Origin of the sequence: Niallia sp. FSL W8-0951 (assembly GCF_038006525.1) — a bacterium.
Classification (GTDB): Bacteria; Bacillota; Bacilli; order Bacillales; family Cytobacillaceae; genus Niallia; species Niallia circulans.
Genome location: NZ_JBBOVK010000001.1, coordinates 3,046,714 through 3,064,876, shown reverse-complemented (window position 1 = coordinate 3,064,876; position 18,163 = coordinate 3,046,714). Strand labels below are relative to the sequence as shown.

General features: G+C 36.3%; 16 protein-coding genes and 1 riboswitch. Of the genes, 13 read left to right on the top strand and 3 right to left on the bottom strand.

Annotated elements, in window-relative coordinates; translation table 11 throughout:
• Positions 1-78 precede the first annotated feature (78 nt).
• The 6 genes from NSS71_RS15205 (at position 79) to NSS71_RS15180 (ending at position 5,543) form a co-directional block, all read left to right on the top strand.
• The gene (locus NSS71_RS15205) at positions 79-420 is read left to right on the top strand and encodes a Na-translocating system protein MpsC family protein (protein WP_141232339.1); all 342 of its coding nucleotides are present in this window, start codon (positions 79-81) and stop codon (positions 418-420) included.
• A gap of 118 nt (positions 421-538) precedes the next feature.
• Positions 539-1,309, top strand: coding sequence for an ABC transporter ATP-binding protein (locus NSS71_RS15200; protein ID WP_369989348.1), 771 nt, complete (start codon positions 539-541; stop codon positions 1,307-1,309).
• A 71-nt stretch (positions 1,310-1,380) separates the two neighbouring features.
• Positions 1,381-2,196 carry an ABC transporter permease gene (locus NSS71_RS15195; protein ID WP_047943683.1) on the top strand — a complete coding sequence of 272 codons (816 nt, stop codon included), beginning with the start codon at positions 1,381-1,383 and terminating at the stop codon, positions 2,194-2,196.
• A gap of 42 nt (positions 2,197-2,238) precedes the next feature.
• Positions 2,239-3,273, top strand: a complete 1,035-nt coding sequence (locus NSS71_RS15190) for an ABC transporter substrate-binding protein (protein WP_047943650.1) — start codon at positions 2,239-2,241, stop codon at positions 3,271-3,273.
• Between the two features lie 69 nt (positions 3,274-3,342).
• Positions 3,343-3,954, top strand: coding sequence for a cysteine hydrolase family protein (locus NSS71_RS15185; protein WP_053215751.1), 612 nt, complete (start codon positions 3,343-3,345; stop codon positions 3,952-3,954).
• 119 nt (positions 3,955-4,073) lie between these two features.
• Positions 4,074-5,543 (top strand): MFS transporter, encoded by a 1,470-nt coding sequence (locus NSS71_RS15180; protein WP_047943652.1) that lies wholly within the window; start codon positions 4,074-4,076, stop codon positions 5,541-5,543.
• 566 nt (positions 5,544-6,109) lie between these two features.
• On the opposite strand, the gene NSS71_RS15175 is transcribed toward NSS71_RS15180, so the two are convergent.
• On the bottom strand, positions 6,110-7,792 hold the full coding sequence (locus NSS71_RS15175; protein WP_047943653.1) for a methyl-accepting chemotaxis protein: 1,683 nt from the start codon (positions 7,790-7,792) through the stop codon (positions 6,110-6,112).
• Positions 7,793-8,027: 235 nt separating this feature from the next.
• Here NSS71_RS15175 and NSS71_RS15170 point away from each other — a divergent pair, with 235 nt between their 5' ends.
• From NSS71_RS15170 to NSS71_RS15155, 4 genes are all read left to right on the top strand, one after another.
• Entirely contained in the window at positions 8,028-8,534 is a 507-nt protein-coding gene (locus NSS71_RS15170; protein ID WP_047943654.1) for a cupin domain-containing protein, read from the top strand.
• Positions 8,535-8,699: 165 nt separating this feature from the next.
• Positions 8,700-10,436, top strand: a complete 1,737-nt coding sequence (locus NSS71_RS15165) for a phospho-sugar mutase (RefSeq protein WP_144544688.1) — start codon at positions 8,700-8,702, stop codon at positions 10,434-10,436.
• Positions 10,437-10,702: 266 nt separating this feature from the next.
• Entirely contained in the window at positions 10,703-11,044 is a 342-nt protein-coding gene (locus NSS71_RS15160) for a single-stranded DNA-binding protein (RefSeq protein WP_047943656.1), read from the top strand.
• 14 nt (positions 11,045-11,058) lie between these two features.
• Positions 11,059-11,205 carry a hypothetical protein gene (locus NSS71_RS15155; RefSeq protein WP_163186436.1) on the top strand — a complete coding sequence of 49 codons (147 nt, stop codon included), beginning with the start codon at positions 11,059-11,061 and terminating at the stop codon, positions 11,203-11,205.
• 235 nt (positions 11,206-11,440) lie between these two features.
• Here the strand turns inward: NSS71_RS15155 and NSS71_RS15150 are convergent, their stop codons facing one another.
• Positions 11,441-11,587, bottom strand: coding sequence for an anti-repressor SinI family protein (locus NSS71_RS15150; RefSeq protein ID WP_095258455.1), 147 nt, complete (start codon positions 11,585-11,587; stop codon positions 11,441-11,443).
• A gap of 24 nt (positions 11,588-11,611) precedes the next feature.
• Positions 11,612-11,700: riboswitch (cyclic di-GMP riboswitch) on the bottom strand.
• A 240-nt stretch (positions 11,701-11,940) separates the two neighbouring features.
• On the opposite strand from NSS71_RS15150, the gene NSS71_RS15145 reads away from it, so the two are divergent.
• On the top strand, positions 11,941-12,687 hold the full coding sequence (locus tag NSS71_RS15145; RefSeq protein ID WP_095258457.1) for a WecB/TagA/CpsF family glycosyltransferase: 747 nt from the start codon (positions 11,941-11,943) through the stop codon (positions 12,685-12,687).
• Positions 12,688-12,725: 38 nt separating this feature from the next.
• Here the strand turns inward: NSS71_RS15145 and NSS71_RS15140 are convergent, their stop codons facing one another.
• Positions 12,726-16,340, bottom strand: a complete 3,615-nt coding sequence (locus NSS71_RS15140) for an alpha-amylase family glycosyl hydrolase (protein WP_341116460.1) — start codon at positions 16,338-16,340, stop codon at positions 12,726-12,728.
• 372 nt (positions 16,341-16,712) lie between these two features.
• Here NSS71_RS15140 and galE point away from each other — a divergent pair, with 372 nt between their 5' ends.
• Together galE and gloA2 are read left to right on the top strand one after the other, a co-directional pair.
• A complete protein-coding gene (galE, locus tag NSS71_RS15135; protein WP_047943684.1) occupies positions 16,713-17,675 on the top strand; it encodes a UDP-glucose 4-epimerase GalE in 963 nt (320 codons plus the stop codon).
• 84 nt (positions 17,676-17,759) lie between these two features.
• Positions 17,760-18,149 (top strand): SMU1112c/YaeR family gloxylase I-like metalloprotein, encoded by a 390-nt coding sequence (gloA2, locus tag NSS71_RS15130; protein WP_047943659.1) that lies wholly within the window; start codon positions 17,760-17,762, stop codon positions 18,147-18,149.
• Positions 18,150-18,163: the final 14 nt, after the last annotated feature.

The window sequence follows — 18,163 nt, the reverse complement described above, 5'->3', positions numbered from 1 at the left end:
AATGGCTTATTCGTTCTGCTATCTTTAGTGGGGGTGATAATTATATTAGTTGATCAGCTACCAAGAACTCTCGGAGAATTGAAGCAAAGTATCATGAAGGAAAACAATCTTGTCAATCAATTGATTTTTAAGGTTGGGCTAACTGAACAGCAGATTAGTTTAATCGATAATAAAATTATCATTATTGCTAAGCATAAGCGTATTCCTGTACTGGAAATTATAGAAAGTTCAAGTGATAACCTTGCGGAGATTATTGATCGTCTATTAATTGATAAATACAAGGAAATGCTTTTACGCAATTTAGAAGAAAAACTGCATTTCAAGGTGCAGCTAATATTAAAGGATTATGATTCCATGAGAGAGATTAGTGGAACAATTATTATGTTAGACAAGAAAATTGAATCCTATTTGGCTGGTTAAATGAACTCTTTGGAAGAGAGCAGGAAAACCGTCAGAATTAGACTGAGATACAACACTCAGGAAATTCTGGCGGTTTTTTTTATTAAAAGTAATATTTTATGAAATGAGGGATTTTAGGGTGTATAAACTAGAAGTTCGCCATACGAATAAGATCTTTAAAAAAGAAGGAAAAGAAGTAGTAGCATTGAGGGATGCCAATTTAAAAATCCAAGAAGGCAAGTTTATCAGCTTAATTGGACCGAGTGGTTGTGGTAAATCAACGTTATTTAATATAATCGCAGGTCTAATGAAGCCTACTACTGGGGAGGTAATCCTCGATGGTAAGAACATTGTTGGCAAGAATGGATATGTGGGCTATATGCTTCAAAAAGATTTGCTTCTACCTTGGAGAAGTATTTTGCAAAATGTCATATTAGGACTAGAAATAAAGGGTGTGAGTAAGAAAGAAGCTGTGGCAAGAGCTAAACCACTTCTTCAAAAATACGGATTAGGGGGATTTGAACATCATTATCCAGATGAATTATCTGGTGGAATGAGACAAAGAGCAGCATTATTACGCACCTTGTTATATGACCAAGATATTATTTTACTCGATGAGCCATTTGGTGCTTTAGATGCCCAGACACGATTATTGATGCAAACTTGGCTGTTAGATATTTGGGCTGATTTTAAGAAAACCATTTTGTTTGTAACCCATGATATTGATGAAGCTATCTATTTATCAGATGAAATTTATGTCTTATCCCCAAGACCAGGACGATTAAAGGAAAAGGTAGAAGTACCATTAGCAAGACCACGCAATCAAGAAACATTATTGCATCCGGATTTCATTGCTTTGAAAAAATATTTATTTGCACTATTAAAGGAAGAAGCAGCTTTAGAAAAATAAGATTCTAGAAAAGAGGAGGAACATAGATGAGAGACAATTCAGAGCAAATTATTTTGCCGCACAAGGTGAAAATGCAAGAGGTAGGTATATTGCCGATTATAGAGGATGAGGAATTAAAGGAAAGAAGGAAGAAGCGAATAACGCTAATTGGGCAAGTTTTAATTGGTATTCTTTTCTTTGTTTTATGGGAACTACTTACCAAGTGGAAAATAATCGATTCTTATTATTGGAGCAGCCCGACGATTATTTGGGAAACGGGTATTATTGCTTTTACAGAAGGAACTTTATGGAGCGATCTTCTATACACTTCAGGTGCTACTATAATCGGCTTTCTTTTTGGCACATTTTTTGGTGCGTTGCTTGGATTGTCCTTTTGGTGGTCCTATTTTTACTCCCGAATCACAGAACCATATTTAATTGCTTTTAACGCCATTCCTAAACTTGCATTAGCTCCGGTTTTAGTTATTCTTTTTGGGATTGGCTTCAGCTCAAAAGTTGTTCTGGCATTTATGATGACTGTGATTGTAACAGCTATTGCTGCACATAGTGGGGTGAAAAGTGTGGATGCTGATTTAGAAAAAATGCTTTTCTCCCTTGGCGCAAAAAAACATCATATTTTTGCAAAAGTCGTTATTCCCTCTGCTATGCCGTGGATTGTCAGCAGTTTGAAAATTAATATTGCCTTAGCCTTAGCGGGAACAATCGTAGGGGAATTTATTAGTTCGCGACAAGGGATTGGCAGAATGATTTTGTACGCAGGACAAATTATGAATATAAATTTAGTATGGGTAGGAGTTGTTGTTTTATCCATATTATCAGTGTTGATGTATATAGGCACTGTTTGGCTGGAAAAGCGCTTGTTAAAAGGAAAAAGACTGAGAGAGTAGAGTCTTAGCCAGTTTAGATAATGCAATAGGGGGAGAGTTTACATGAAAAAAAGTCGCTATTTTAAAATTGGTGTTTATTTAGTGCTTCTTATAATTATTTTTAGCGGGTGTTCCTCCGCAAACGGCACCAGTAGTAAAAAAGAGTCTGAGAATGGAACAAAGAAGCTTGTTATTGCCGAACCAGTACATTTAATTGGCTATCTGCCTTTATATGCAGCGATTCGGGAAGGCTTTTTTGAAGAAGAGGGACTAGAGGTTGAAATAATTACAGCAACAGGCGGTGCCCATGTTACTTCTGTAGTTAGTGGGGATGCATGGGGAAATATTGGTGGTCCAGAATCGAATCAAATGGCCAACACAGGAAATGCTGATCCTATTGTTTCTGTAGTAAATGTTGTAAACCGAGCCAATGTGTACTTAATGACGGATACAGAGCAAACAATAGCTAATACTAGTAAGGAGAAACTTGCTGATTATTTAAAAGGAAAAACCATAGCAGCAGGGCGCTTTGGCGGAAGTCCCAATTTATTAACACGGTGGTTATTAATGGATGTCGGATTAGATCCTGATAAAGATGTCAAACTAGAAGAACCAGCTGATGCAAGTGCTGTCGTTTCATTAGTTGAATCGGGTCAAGCTGATATAGCGAATGGCGCAGAACCACAGATTACCGAAGGAATAAATAAAGGAGTTTGGGCAGAACCGTTTTACAGCTTTGCCAGTCTTGGTGACTACCCATATTCGGTATTAAGCGTGAAAAAGTCAACAATAGAAGAAGAGCCAGAGACAGTAAAAAGCTTTGTCAGTGCGGTTATGAAAGGACTTAAGACGATTGATGAGGATCATGAGCTGGCGATGAAAATTTTAAAACAAGAATTCCCTTCGACTGCGGAGGAAAGCTTGCAGGCTTCGCTTGATCGGGCTTATGCAGATAGTCTTTGGAGTAAGGATGGCTTTATTTCCGAAGAGGCACTTGCAAAACCAATGGAAGTTGTCGAAAAAACTGGAGTTTATACAAATGGCTATCAATACGATAAGCTAATTGACATGCAATTTGTGGATGAGCTTTCTAAATAATATGGATCATTTTGATGGGAATGCAAAGGATACAGGAAGGTATAAATTTAACACGAAAGGATGAGGCTAATGAATCAATTAGAATGGAATCCCCAACATACTGCATTATTAATTGTTGATGTTCAAAATGATTATTGTCATAAAGAAGGAAGCTTAGCTCAGCAGGATTTAGATGTATCTATGGTAGATGAAATGATGCCAAATCTAAAAAGCATGATTGCTTCGATGAAAGACATAAATGTACCGATTATTTATATTCAAACGATTCATGAGGACAGCACAGATTCAGAAACGTGGGTTAAGCGACTAAAGGGAAAAAATCAGAAGGGGCTTTGCCGAAAGAATACATGGGGAGCAGAATTTTATCAATTGGAACCAGAGAAGAATGATGTTATCGTAATAAAACATAGATATAGTGCATTTATTAATACAAGATTGGATTCTGTTCTAAGAGCATTAAAAATTGAGACGCTGTTAATGGCTGGTGTTAGCACAAATATATGTGTGGAATCAACAGCAAGAGATGGTTTTATGCTGGATTACGATGTTATTTTCTTATCAGATTGTACGGCAGCCTTCTCGAAAGAGGCACATGATATGACCTTGCAAACCATCAACCAGTTCTTTGGTACAGTTGCCACCAGTAAAGAAGTAGTTAAATCTATTCATGCTCTGCAGTAAGATACGAATTAGTTTGATAGGAGGAAAGTGTGAGAAGCTTCTGATACTCTCATCCTCCTCTTTAGATTTCGCCGTAGTAGAGAGAATGCATATGTTCATCACCATAAAGGATGATTTAAATGACAAAAAACAAGCTAAGTTATTTAGAAGTAAGAAAAGGCGCATCAACCTCGAGTCAAAAATTCCAGTCCATACTTTTTTTGCTATCTGTTTGTACAGGGGCTTTTTTGTCCCACTTTTCTGCTGGATTTGTCAATATTGCCTTAACCGATATATCCATTGACTTTTCGGCAAAGCTTTCCGTTACCCAATGGATTGTCAATGGGTATCTATTGGCAATTATGTTGTTTTTACCTTTGATGGGGAAACTAGCAGATCAGTTTGGAAAGAAGCGTATACATAATCTTGGCTATCTTATTTTTGCAGTGGGAGCATGCGGATCCGCCCTGTCTTTCAATATTCCTATGTTAATTATTGCTAGAGTAATCCAAGGCGGTGGGGCAGCAATGCTTCAAGCAGTCAATATGGCAATTGTGACAGATGTTTATCCTGAGAAACATCGAGGCAAAGCTCTTGGGATTATCAGCACATCTGTGGGAATCGGAGCATTATTAGGTCCCTCTGTTGGTGGATTTTTTATCGAATCCTTTTCTTGGCATATCTTATTTTGGACCGTTGTTCCAATAAGTTTGGGAGCCTATTTTTTAGCACAAAGATTTGTGCCAATTGACCGCCATTTTGAAAATTCTAGCTTTGATTACAAAGGCAGCATCTATTTTGGAATCGGTATTGTTTCCTTTGTTTTTGTTCTTAACTCAATTGGTGAGGGAGCATTTAAGATCTATTTATTAGGGATTGCGTGTATGAGTGTTGCCTGCTTTCTTTTCTTTTTCTTTCATAGTAAGAAGGAGGAGCATCCGTTTATCCAGCCATCGATTTTCTCTTCACCGATTGTTAAAGCAGGTGGATTAATCTTAATGACAAGCTATTGTGCTGCATTTGCTTCAACGGTTATATTACCTTTTTATTTACGGGGAGTTGTAGGCTTTACTGCCGAGCAGTCAGGACTTTTATTAATGTGTTATCCATTGTTTCTTGCAGTACTAGGACCTATTAGTGGATCGTTAGCAGACAGATTTGGGGGAGAGAAAGTAGTCTTAGTTGGCTTAGGGCTTTTATGTATAACGATGCTTGGTCTGAGTTTCCTATCTCCTGGGACATCCTTACCTATATTAATTGCATTGCTTTGTTTATTGGGTTTTTCGATGGGGATTTTAACATCACCCAATTACAGCATTATGATGCTATATGTTCCCTTACAATTCTTAGGAATGATGAGCAGTACTATTGCCTTACTTCGAAATATTGGAATGGTAATCGGGACAGCGCTAGCTATTACTTTTATGAATATGTGGTTAGATGGAACGATTACGGATTGGATGAATGATACAAGACGTTCAGATTTTGAGGCAGTAATGTTAGGCTTTCATTATTTATTTCTGCTTTTATTCGCTCTTTTAGTATTGATTGCTATTTATTTCGTTTATTCTGTTCGAAGAAAGAAGAAGGAGGAGTGGGAGGAAGGATGAAAAATTAATATTTATAGGGAATAATTGGTGAAGTGAATGATGATTTTGGCTGAAAGTATCGAGAATTAGCCATAGTGCACTGGGAAATCAGAAAAACAGGAGGAAATCAGCCAACCGAGGCAAGAAATCAGCCAAAGTAGAAAAATATCAGCCAAGCGGGGCAGAAAATCAGCCAAAGTAAAGAAAAATCAGCCAACCGGGCTAGGAAATCAGCCAAAGTAAAGAAAAATCAGCCAACCGGGCTAGGAAATCAGCCAAAGTAGAAAAATATCAGCCAACCGCGCCAAGAAATCAGCCAAAGTAAAGAAAAATCAGCCAACCGGGGCAAGAAATCAGCCAAAGTAGAAAAATATCAGCCAACCGGGCTAGGAAATCAGCCAACCGGGGCAAGAAATCAGCCAAAGTAGAAAAATATCAGCCAACCGCGCCAGGAAATCAGCCAAAGTAGAAAAAATCAGCCAACCGCGCCAAGAAATCAGCCAAACAACAAATTATTATTCATTCTCCTTAAAAAACACCCGAAAAGTAATTGTCACGCTAACTTTTCGGGTCCTCTTACTTCACATTTAGGTTTCACTATTAAACTGAGACACAATTTCCATTAATTCTTCTGCCATGCTGGATAAGGATTCAGCAGAAGCCTTAATTTCTTCCATCGATGCTAATTGTTCTTCTGTAGAAGCGGCAACTTCTTCTGTACTATTCCCATTTTCTTTAGCAAGAAGGGTAATTTCATTTGCAGCCCCAACCACATCTTTAATCTGTGTTGTGATTGCAGCAACTGTTTGGGCAACCTCATCTATTTCTGGAGCAACCTTTTGAGTATTGGACACAATGGTGGAGAAGGATTCAACTGTATTTGTTGAAATAGTTACCCCGTTCTTCGCTCGATCCATTGTCTCATTTAACATGGTGACTGCATCAGATGTATCCTGCTGAATTCCATGTAAAGATTGGGAAATATCTTGTGCGGAAGTTTGAGACTGCTCCGCTAATTTACGAACTTCATCGGCTACAACGGCAAAGCCTTTGCCGTTTTCTCCTGCTCTAGCCGCCTCAATAGCCGCATTTAAAGCTAATAAATTTGTTTGCTCGGCAATATTACTTATTAACTCAATCATTTTTCCTATTTCTTTTGATCGATCAGCTAAAGAAGAGATAATCGAATTGGAACGTTGTACAGAATCATAAATGAATTTCATTTGTGTTAAATTATCTTCGATTTGTTTTGTTCCCTTTTCTGCATAGGTAAATGCAGCTTGCGATAAGGAAGACACATGCAAAGAACGATCTTTAATCGCTTCTACTCCGGTTAAAATGGAATCTAAGGCAAGTGTATTGCCAGATATTTTAACAATTGCATGTTCATTACTAGCAGCAATTGCCTGAATAGAGGAAGCAATTGCTGCAGATGCATTGCTTGATTGCTCTGCACTTGCATTTAATTGCTCCGCAGATGCCGCTACCAGATTTGAGCTTTCTGTCATGTTAACAATCATTTTTGCTAAATTCTCTTTCATTTGTTCAAAAGCTTCATTTAGTTGATAAATTTCATCTTTTGATTTTATAGGAAATTTAGCTGTGTGTAAGTTCCCTTTTGCTACTTTTTGCATATTTGTTTTTAAATACTGAATTGGTTTCATAATAAGAGCTGATTGTAGGACCCCCATAACGACAGATATCATCGTGACTAACACACTAAAAATAATTACCAGCATCATTCTTTGTTCAGAATCTGTATGAGCTTTTTCAACTTCTGGATTCAAAATATCATGGCTCAGCCAAATATTAAAAGCTTCCGTTTGATCAGATAAGCTGTCAGACAATGTCGTAATCTCATCTAAAGCAGATCGAGAAGGATTATTACTATTCATCAATGCATTCGCCTTATGAGTAAGTTCTTTGTTTAAAGTCTGTATATCCTTTAATCGCTTTACTGTTTCTGCCTCAGTAGAGATTTCTATCCCACTGTTAACAAGCGTATCAATATTGGTGCTTGCGCCATTTACTCTATTTTTATAGGCATCGGTTTTATAAACAAAATAACCCCTTAAGTTTGAAATTTCTCTAGCTGTATTTGTCTGTATTTGTTCAGAAATAGAGCGTAATTCTGTGACGGTTTCAATTACATAATCATAAGTTTCTACTGTTTCTTTTGTACTTTTATAAGAATAATAGGACAGAAGCATAAATAAAATAGAAACAATCAGAAAACTTGCTAATAATTTATACTTAATGGAAATTTTCATACTGTTCGCCTTCCTTTTTAAATGTTAATAATTCTTATTTAGCAAAATTAAAAGATACCTTGAATATTATCGACGGAAACTTTCTTATTTTTAGTAAAAATGCAAAAGTCAGAATTGGAAGAAAAGAAGTAATTATTTGAATGGATGTTTTTAAGAATTCAATAAATAATCGTAGGAATGATTTAGGAAGAAGAGGGGTATACAGTAATATCAACTGACAGAGAGGTGTGTATCCATGGGTAATCCAGATATTACAATGTATTATTTCGAACAGAATAGATATATACCCAATCATCCGTATCTACCGGCTCTTCATTATAAAAGGGCAATGGAGAATAAGGAAGACGAAATGGAAAAGGTCTTTCAGCAAAATAATTGGAAAAATACCTGGTCAGGAGGAGTATTTTCCTATCATCATTATCACAGCAACACCCATGAAGTTCTGGGTGTAAAAACAGGCTCCGCTTTATTACAAATAGGTGGAGAAGGTGGATCCAAGCTTATAGTAAAGAGTGGTGATGTCTTATTGCTTCCTGCGGGAACTGGTCATAAGAAATTATCTGCCTCTCCAGAATTTGAAGTGATCGGTGCATACCCAAATGGAGAAGATTATAATATAAAAACAGATGTAGAGAAAGACTTAGACGGTGTACAGGAAGAGATCGAAAGTGCATTTTTTCCAGCTGCGGATCCAGTCTATGGAGAAGACGGTCCACTGTCAAAGATGTGGAGACAAAAATGATTTAGGTGGAAATTGATCTGGGAACTTTATTGACATAGGAATTAAGACCTGATTGGTGAGGAGGGTTCCACAAGAAGGGGTTTGAAAAAATCTTTACTTATATACATATTTTAGGTAATGTTAAGATATATGGTTAATTAATTTAAAGGTGGGAGAACAGCGACAATGGCTTATAAAGAAATCGTAGAAAAGTGGACAAGTTTTGCAGGACTAGAAGCGAACTTAAAAGCGCAACTAACAGAATTACAAACATCTGATAAGTTGCTGGAGGACAGTTTTTACAAACATTTAGAATTTGGTACAGGCGGTATGCGTGGAGAACTAGGACCTGGTATTAATCGCATGAATATTTATACTGTTCGTAAAGCAGCAGAAGGATTAGGGAAGTACATAGTAGAGCAAGGAGAAGAAGCGATGAAGCGCGGGGTAGCTGTAGCGTATGATTCTCGTCATCAATCTCCGGAATTTGCCCTAGAAGTTGCGAAAGTAGTAGGTAAGCTTGGAGTTAAATCCTATGTGTTTGAAGAGCTTCGTCCTACACCAGCATTATCTTTTGCTGTACGCTATTTAAATACATTTGCTGGAGTAGTGATTACCGCTAGTCACAACCCTCCTGAGTATAATGGCTTTAAAGCATACGGAGAAGACGGTGGACAACTTCCTCCTGAGGCTGCGGATATCATTATTAAATATGTAAATGAAGTAGAAGATGAGCTTACAATAGAAGTGTTAGATGAAAAAGAGTTATTAGAAAAAGGATTATTAACATATATTGGTGCAGAAGTAGATGCTGCCTATGTAGAACAACTAAAAACAATCCAATTAAATCGTTTGCCAGAAGCAAAAGATTTAAAAATTGTTTATACTCCATTACATGGTACTGGAAACAAGCCAGTCCGTGCTGGTTTAGAAGCGTTTGGATTTGAAAATGTAACAGTTGTGAAGGAACAAGAATTACCTGATGCTAACTTTTCTACCGTAAAATCACCAAATCCAGAAGAGCATGCTGCTTTTGAAATTGCGATTCGTTACGGCAAAGAAATCAATGCCGACGTTCTCCTTGCCACAGATCCAGATGCAGATAGACTAGGGGTTGCAGTGAAGGATGCAAGTGGCGAATACACAGTTCTTACAGGAAATCAATTAGGTGCATTAATGCTTGAATACTTATTGTCTGAGAAAAGGGCAAAGGGAACACTTCCAGAAAACGGTGTTGTCATTAAAACAATCGTTACCTCTGAAATTGGCCGTGTGATTGCAGAATCTTATGGCATTCCAACTATTGATACTTTGACAGGATTTAAGTTTATCGGAGAGAAAATTAAAGAGTTTGAACACACACATGAGCATACGTTCCTTTTCGGTTATGAAGAGAGCTATGGCTATTTAATCGGTGATTTCGTGCGCGATAAAGATGCTGTTCAATCTGCCATTTTTGCTGCAGAGGTTGCTGCTTATTATAAAGCAAAAGGTTTAACGCTATATGAAGGTTTACTAGAAATCTTTAAAAAGTATGGCTTCTATCAAGAAGGTTTAGAATCATTAACATTAAAAGGAAAAGATGGAGCAGAGCAAATTGCATATATTATGGATACTTTCCGTAAAGCTCCAATCAAAGAAGTTAAGGGCTTAAATGTTGTAGCAGTGGAAGACTATTTAACAAGTAAACGTTCAGAAGGTCTAACAGAAACATTGATTGATCTACCAAAGTCTAATGTAATTAAATATTATTTAGAAGATGGTTCATGGTTCTGTCTGCGTCCATCTGGAACAGAGCCAAAGGCGAAATTCTACTTTAGTGTAAATAGTTCTTCTTTAGAAGACAGCACAAGTAAGCTAGAAGCACTGAAGCTAGGCGTAATGGAGCAAGTGAATGCAGTAATCGACGGATATAATAAATAATCTACCAAAACTCCTTCAAGATTGTTTGGGAAAAGCGAAGTGATATTCCTTTTCTAGACATTCCTGAAGGAGTTTTTTTATTAATAAAATAAAAAAGGCAAAACTTAAAATTTGAACGCTATTTCTGCTCCGAAGTTTAAAAATCGCTTAGGCGAAATCTTCGTTTTCTTTATAGATATACGCTCAAAACTTGAATTTTCGACATTTTGCCTTTGCTCTAATTTATAGTATGATTTTACTAATTTAAGAGAGAAGGGGGGGAGAAGATGATCAATCAAGTTACTTTAGTAGGAAGGCTAACGAAAGATCCAGAACTGCGAGTAACGCAAGAAGGAACTTCCATTGTTCATGTGACTGTTGCAATAAATAGAAACTACAAGAATCAAGCTGGTGATTACGATGCTGATTTTGTGCAATGTACCTTTTGGAATAAGGTAGCGGAAAATACAGCCCAGTATTGTCATAAAGGCTCTCTGGTTGGAGTCGTTGGCCGAATACAAACAAGAAACTATGAAAATCAGGATCGGAAAAAGGTCTATGTAACAGAAGTTATTGCCGAATCCGTACGTTTCTTGGATCCTAGAAAACTAGAACAAACCATTCCTTAAAGGAGGAAAACAAGGTGAATAATGTACCAGATTTAATGGTTACATTAATTAAAATGCAGGCCAAGACTAATGAAAAATTAGAACAATGTAATGTAAGAATAAAACAGCTAGAACATATTATTCAGATGGAAACTATCTCTCGTACTTCCCCAACATCTTAAGGCTTTCACTCTATACACTTACTCACGCCAAAATTATCTTTCCGTTTCAAAGCTCTTTCTTTGAAACATCCATCCTTTATTAGAAAAAATCAATACACACTTCGCTTTTATTCCCCATTATTTAGTGTCCAATGTGACACTTTTTTTTTTGCGGGTGACATAAAAGAGAAAAAATACCTTAATAGATTCGCTATTAAGGTTGAAACGCTATCATATTTTAAAATATTCTAAAAATTTATTCGTTGCTATTTTCTAGTATTGTTAACACTGCACGGACTTCTTCTTGCGTTAAGCCCTGCTTTTTTGCCTCCGAGATAAGCGATAACCATTCACTGTCTAAATTTCTTTCAGTTTGAATTTCGGTGGGAAACAAATTAATCATGATAATTAACCTCCTTATAGAATATAAGGTGGCCCAGCCATCATAGTAAAAAAATCTACCTTAGACCTGAAGCTTTGCGTCCCACCCTTTCAGATGGTTTGCCTTTATCTGTTAATTGTACAGTAAAATTTTATCACTATTATGCAAAAGTTAAAAACATTTTCATATGAAAACTTTCGACATATTCCAACATCGGCATAGTAAATATTTCTTAAAAAAGGAAAAATAGTAAATATTGTAAATTGTACAGTATAGAATGAGAGAGGTATTACTAGCATGAATTGTTTCTAGTAGACAATTTTTATATAATAGAAAAGGGCTTTTTTAAAAAATTTCTCATTAGGGGATACAAAATGGATAAGAAATGGCTAGGAAATTTAAAAGTAAATGTTATAAGCTCAAAAGAAGCTATTACGTATATAAAGGAAAAACTAGACAAAAGAAAAGCAACGGATGTTTTTTTTCTAAATGATCATGGATATAATATTGCGCAAAAGGATGCAGAATATCGTGATATGCTGAATAATGCTGATTTATTGTTAAATGACGGAATTGGTATTGAAATGGGTGCTAAGCTTTTTGGCTTCTCTTTTAAGGAAAATTTAAATGGGACAGATTTTATTCCGGCTTTATTTGAGTCATTAAATGAAGAGAAGCATAACCAATCATTTCGAGTGTTTCTTTTGGGAGCTAAACCTGGTGTCGCACAAAAGGCTCAAGAGCGGCTGCAGCAAACATATCAGAATATTTTATTTGTAGGGAACCAGGATGGTTATTTCCCGAAAGAGAATACGGAAAATATAATTAGTCAGATTAATGAGAGTAAAGCAGATATCCTTTTAGTAGGATTTGGGATGCCGTTACAGGAACAATGGATTAATGAATATCGTTCAAAGCTAAAGTGTACGATTACGATGGCAGTAGGTGCTTTTATTGATTTTTCTTCCGGTGAAGTGACAAGAGCTCCTAAAATCTTTCGCGATCTCCGTCTTGAGTGGTTATATCGAATGGGAAAAGAACCCAGAAGATTATGGAAACGCAATGTCGTTGGGCATGTCTCCTTTTTCTATTCTATTTATAAGCAAAGAAAAACAAGCTGAAAATACCAGATAAGGAGAAACCCTTATCTGGTATTTTCTTATTTATCTGCTGTGTGTTTCTTTCTTCGAATAAATATTACCGTTCCAATTCCAATTACTAGCAGACCTAAACCGATTAAAATATGGTTATAGGAGTCAGTTGCAGTATTAGGAAGAGCTTTTCCATTTCCTTTGTTTGGAATGCTGGGGGTTTCTGCTGCTTGATGAGAACCTTGATTTTTGGAACCATCTGATTCAGGCGTTTTCACTCCGTTATCATTAGATGTTGGAGGTGTTTCTGAATCCGTTTCTCCAGGAGTAGAAGGTACCTCTGGTTGAGGTGGCTCTGCTTGCTCCGCATCTACTAATAAAACAGTTCCGCCGTCTTCTCTAGAAGGAATAGTTATCGTAATTTTATTTTCACTAACAGAATATGTTTTACCAGAATATAAATCTACTGCTTCCTTCATAAATGGAACTTCAAAGGCAGCTTCTGTCGCTGTTTCCTTCGTATTTAAGGCAACAAAAACTTGTTGATTTGAGTATTCTCGTTTAAATACAGAATAACCTTCCGCATCACTACCTGCTATGTGAGCACGAGTCCCTTTAGAAAATATGCTGGAGTATTCTTTTCTAACATTTAATAGTTTTGTATAGTGCTCCAGAACCTCATTGTTTTCCGTTAGATTCCAATCCATGTCATAGCGGTTATCATAGTATGGATAATTATTTGCTCCTGACAGACCAAGTTCTTCTCCATAGTAAATGACAGGTTGACCTTTAGAGGTGATTTGCAATGCGGCTGCAAGCTTAAGCTTTCCAATATCACCATCTACAGACTCTAAAAAGCCGTCTTCATCATGGCTACCTAGAAATTGTCCTAATGTACCTGTGTTTGAAAGCTTATTGTTTCTATCTTCTAAAGCTCTTTGGACACGTTCTATATCACCATTTGCAAAGTCACGTGCTAAATTCTTAAAGTCAAAGTCTAATAAGGAGTCCATAATACCGCTATTTAAATAGCCTTGGTCATCATTCACTTGAGCTCCCCATGCTTCTCCAATTAATTTAAAGGTTGGTAAAATTTTTGTTAATTCATTTTTAAAGCTTGACCACGTTGTATTCTCAACGTGTTTTACGGTATCCACGCGGAAGTAATCAATGGTATTTCCTTTCGCTGTCTTTGATTTTTCAATCCAGCTAGTTTGCCAATCTACAATTTGGTTCCTTACATCTGGATTTTCCGTTAAGAAATCAGGCAGTCCTGATAGCTCGCCTTGTACAGTATCTGTGCCTCCATCACGGAACATTCCAGCAAAACGATTTCTATCATCAGCAGTAGGGAAGTTAGCGATTTTTCCATCCTTTACGGCATCACTTGCTTTTAACCCATAGCCCGCATGATTTACGACAACGTCCACCATAATTTTTATTCCACGCTCATGGGCTGCATCAATTAGTTCATGGAAATCCTCCATTGTTCCAAAATGAGGATTCAATTTTTCAAAATTACTAGCCCAATATCCATGGTACGCATAATAAGGAGTATCTGGATTTTCATAGCGAACATCATACTTAATATTTTCTACTATAGGATTAATCCATATTGTATTGATGCCTAGATTTTCGAGATAATCTAGCTTTTTTGTAATTCCTTTAAAGTCTCCACCATGATAGGTTCCAGGTTTACTTGTATCATAGCCAATGCCAGATGGATCATTGTTCAATGAATCTCCATCAAAGAATCGGTCTGTTAGCATAAAGTAAATCCTTGCTTCATCCCAGTCAAAATCATCTTTTCCCACTGATTGTCTTGCTTTAACTGTGATTTTTGCTTGCTCGGTATGAATGTTGCCATACTGATCAGTAATATATACCGGAATTTCTTTCGTTCCTGTAGTTGTATTTTGGTCAATAGCGATGGTAAGTTCCTTTAATTGTGGATCAATTGCTACTTTTCCTTTTCCGCCAATAGCGCTTAAATCAGCATACACTTCACGGATAGCTGTATTTTTGTTTGTTTGCCAATCAACGGAAAGGACGGCATTGTCGTTATAAGTCGCTTCTTTTGGAGTGATATCCGTAAGCAAGTTAAAATCTGCTTTTTCATAAACAAGCATGGATGTGCCATTTTCCGTATTATAGGGATCAGTTACTTCTGTTTCGATCCCATCGATTGTTACAAAGAAAGAATAGGGATGCTTTCCTTCTGGGATATTTTCAATTGTATAGGAAAAACGCTCATTTTTTGCTTCATTCGTCATATTATAACGTTTTCCATTAAATTGAAGTTCTACCTTTTCTAGTTTATCCATTTCATTCTTTGCATATAAATCTTTGTCTCTATAGTAGAAGGTAGCATTTCCGTTTTCTAAAACGGGTCCAGTAACTTCAGGCACAATATATAGCTCCTCTTGCCCACTTGTAACATAAACCTTTGTGATTAAATCCGATGTATTTAGAGATATGTAGCGATCTCCATTTCCTTCTTTAACAGCTGTATCCCAATTTTCGCCTTTTCGTAAAATAAATCCAACGCTTTGGGCTGCTTCACTTACATTAATTGTTGCAGTCGCCATCCCGTGAAGGTTTTGATCAAAATCGATTTGGTCATCTTTCACACCAGTCCCCCATACCCATATATTCCAGTCTTTATAATCCAAATCAGGACGATCATACATAAACTGAATATGGCGCCTTACATAATCCCCTCCTTTTAAATCTTTTATTGCGTTAATAGCATCATCTTTTGTATAGAAAACAGTTTCTACCCCTTCAATTATCCATGCTTCAGCAGCTTGTTTGCCATCCGCTATTTTAATAGAGTTCTGTATATCTTGCGCTTCCCAATTTCCTTTGCGAGGAATAATCGTTATTTCATTTTCTGGAAAAGAATAGTTCCCACTTGTAAACATATAATCATTTGTCACTTTCTCTGTAAATGGAAAGCCATTATCAGGAACCCCACTGTTAAAAATCCATAAATCCCATTTCGTATAGTCTTCATCTAGACGATAATAGTTAATAGTGTACGAATACATATTGCCAACAATATCAATTTTCTTTTCTACCTTTTCACCATCCTTATCAGCAAGCAGGATAAAGGATTCATTAGCTTTTGCATTGTCCTGTATTGTTAGTTGGCCATCAACAATGTTAATCCCTTCTACTTTCTCTTTAAGTGACCACGTAAGCTCTGTTTCTTTTTGTGTACTGCCATCTTTATTAACTAGGATCGCTTCTAATGGGTATGATTTATTTTTTTCAACCTTCACCGGTATAGAATCAAGGTTTAAGCCGGGAACAACAAAGCGACTATTGCCATCTTCCATAATCTCATTTGCTGGATCTGTTATCCATTCATTATCAACAATAAACTTATATTGATAGACGCCAGCTGCTAGATTTGAAATAGAAAGGGACCAGCGATTGTCTTTGTCCTTTTTCATGCTTAATGCTCCATTTTGCCAGTCAGTAAAGCTTCCTGCCACTTTCACGTCCTGTGCCGATGCATTATCATAGGAGAATTGCACAGACTTATCAGCATTGACGATAGGAGAATCTGGTAAATTATCTGCTTTTGCCTTTTTACTTGGAAGATAGCCTCCAAAGCTGCTGAAAATCAGAAGAAAAATTAAACATAGTACGAGATAAGGATGATTTTTTGTTTTCAAAAAACATTCTCCTTTCCATTTTTTTATGAGAACAGAAAGACTTCTGTTACTACCTATGTACTTCAAAGAAAACGATTGCCCTAATGGGATAAAGGTGATTTATTAAGAAAGTGAGTTCATGATGGGGCATCAGTGAAAACGTTTGCGCAAAATAGCAAAATAAAATGTTGTTGTTAAAATGATAGATGAGAAAAGTTGAAAGCGTTTTCTGTATTTGAGTCTATTTAAAGATACTATGCTTTTGTCTATTTGACAATAGGATATTTCTTTTTTAGTGCCAATTTGCGATTAAAATCTTACTGTAAAAAATTTTTACAAAAAATGTGATAAAATAGGAGAGAGGATAAAATGTTACTAAAAGGAGATTTATCTATGATATTAGTAGTAGGTGGAGCTGGCTATATTGGTAGTCATTTGGTTAAAGAATTAGTAGAAAAAGAAGAAGTGATTGTATTAGATAATCTTGCTACAGGTCACGAGGAAGCAGTAGATTCGCGTGCTATTTTTGTAAAAGGGGATCTAGGGAATGTAGACGATTTAGAAGCGATTTTTTCTAAATATCCAATTAAAGCTGTTATGCATTTTGCAGCATATAGTCTAGTCGGGGAGTCTGTTCAAGACCCATATAAATATTATGAGAATAATGTAGCCAATACATTAACGTTATTAAATGTCATGTTGAAATATAAGGTGAAAAACTTTATTTTCTCTTCAACTGCAGCTACATATGGAATTCCAAAAGAAGAAATCATTGTAGAAACATCAGAAACAGCACCTATTAATCCGTATGGAAGATCAAAATTAATGGTAGAACAAATTTTAGCTGATTTTCATACCGCATATGGTCTTCATTATGTGGTTTTACGCTATTTCAATGCTGCTGGTGCTCATGTATCTGGTGAAATCGGGGAAAGTCATGACCCAGAAACACACTTAATTCCTATTATTCTTCAACAATTATTAGGAGAGAGAGAGTCTATTTCTGTCTTTGGTACAGATTATCCAACCGAGGATGGGACTTGCATTCGTGATTACATCCATGTGACAGATTTAGCTAATGCTCATATAGCTGCATTAGACGCTCTATTAAATGGAAAAAAGGAAGCAGAAACCTATAATGTAGGTAACGGAGTAGGCTATTCTGTCAAACAAGTAATTGATATGTGTGAAAAGGTTACTGGCACAAAGGCAAATGTAATTCTAGGTGATAGAAGAGCAGGGGACCCTGCAAGATTAGTTGCTTCCTCGGAGAAAATATCCAGCGAATTAGGCTGGAAAACAGAAAGAGGCTTAGAGACAATTATTGAGAGTGCATGGAAATGGCACAATAAATAATACATAGAGGCGAAGGAATCCAGACAATTTCTTCGCTTTTTCTAACATGACGATGCTTATTTTTAAATGAAAAGGAGTAATAAAATGTTTAATGTAAATAAGATTCATCATATAGCGATTATTTGCAGCAATTACGAAGTATCAAAACATTTTTATGTGGAGCTTTTAGGATTTAAGCTAATAAATGAAGTATACAGAGAAGAAAGGGACTCTTATAAGCTAGACCTTTTAGTAAACAATATCTATCAAATCGAACTATTTTCCTTTCCTAAACCAAGAGAAAGACCAAGTTATCCTGAGGCTGCCGGCTTACGTCATATTGCCTTTGAAGTAAATAACATAGAAGAAACTGTACAATATTTACAATCGAATAATATTACAGTTGAAGATATTCGGATCGATCCATTTACGAACAAAAAGTTTACTTTTTTTGCTGATCCTGATGGGTTACCAATTGAAGTGTATGAGGCTTAATTAGAATGAGCTTT

What these genes read in the sequence shown, in the direction of transcription:
- NSS71_RS15180 (WP_047943652.1), top strand. Translation starts at nt 4,074, where the DNA reads ATGACAAAAAACAAGCTAAGTTATTTAGAAGTAAGAAAAGGCGCATCA.
- gloA2 (WP_047943659.1), top strand. Translation starts at nt 17,760, where the DNA reads ATGTTTAATGTAAATAAGATTCATCATATAGCGATTATTTGCAGCAAT.
- NSS71_RS15150 (WP_095258455.1), bottom strand. Translation starts at nt 11,587, where the DNA reads ATGATTAATTTGTTTCCCACCGAAATTCAAACTGAAAGAAATTTAGAC.
- NSS71_RS15175 (WP_047943653.1), bottom strand. Translation starts at nt 7,792, where the DNA reads ATGAAAATTTCCATTAAGTATAAATTATTAGCAAGTTTTCTGATTGTT.
- NSS71_RS15170 (WP_047943654.1), top strand. Translation starts at nt 8,028, where the DNA reads ATGGGTAATCCAGATATTACAATGTATTATTTCGAACAGAATAGATAT.
- NSS71_RS15160 (WP_047943656.1), top strand. Translation starts at nt 10,703, where the DNA reads ATGATCAATCAAGTTACTTTAGTAGGAAGGCTAACGAAAGATCCAGAA.
- NSS71_RS15165 (WP_144544688.1), top strand. Translation starts at nt 8,700, where the DNA reads ATGGCTTATAAAGAAATCGTAGAAAAGTGGACAAGTTTTGCAGGACTA.
- NSS71_RS15195 (WP_047943683.1), top strand. Translation starts at nt 1,381, where the DNA reads ATGCAAGAGGTAGGTATATTGCCGATTATAGAGGATGAGGAATTAAAG.
- NSS71_RS15185 (WP_053215751.1), top strand. Translation starts at nt 3,343, where the DNA reads ATGAATCAATTAGAATGGAATCCCCAACATACTGCATTATTAATTGTT.
- galE (WP_047943684.1), top strand. Translation starts at nt 16,713, where the DNA reads ATGATATTAGTAGTAGGTGGAGCTGGCTATATTGGTAGTCATTTGGTT.
- NSS71_RS15145 (WP_095258457.1), top strand. Translation starts at nt 11,941, where the DNA reads ATGGATAAGAAATGGCTAGGAAATTTAAAAGTAAATGTTATAAGCTCA.
- NSS71_RS15190 (WP_047943650.1), top strand. Translation starts at nt 2,239, where the DNA reads ATGAAAAAAAGTCGCTATTTTAAAATTGGTGTTTATTTAGTGCTTCTT.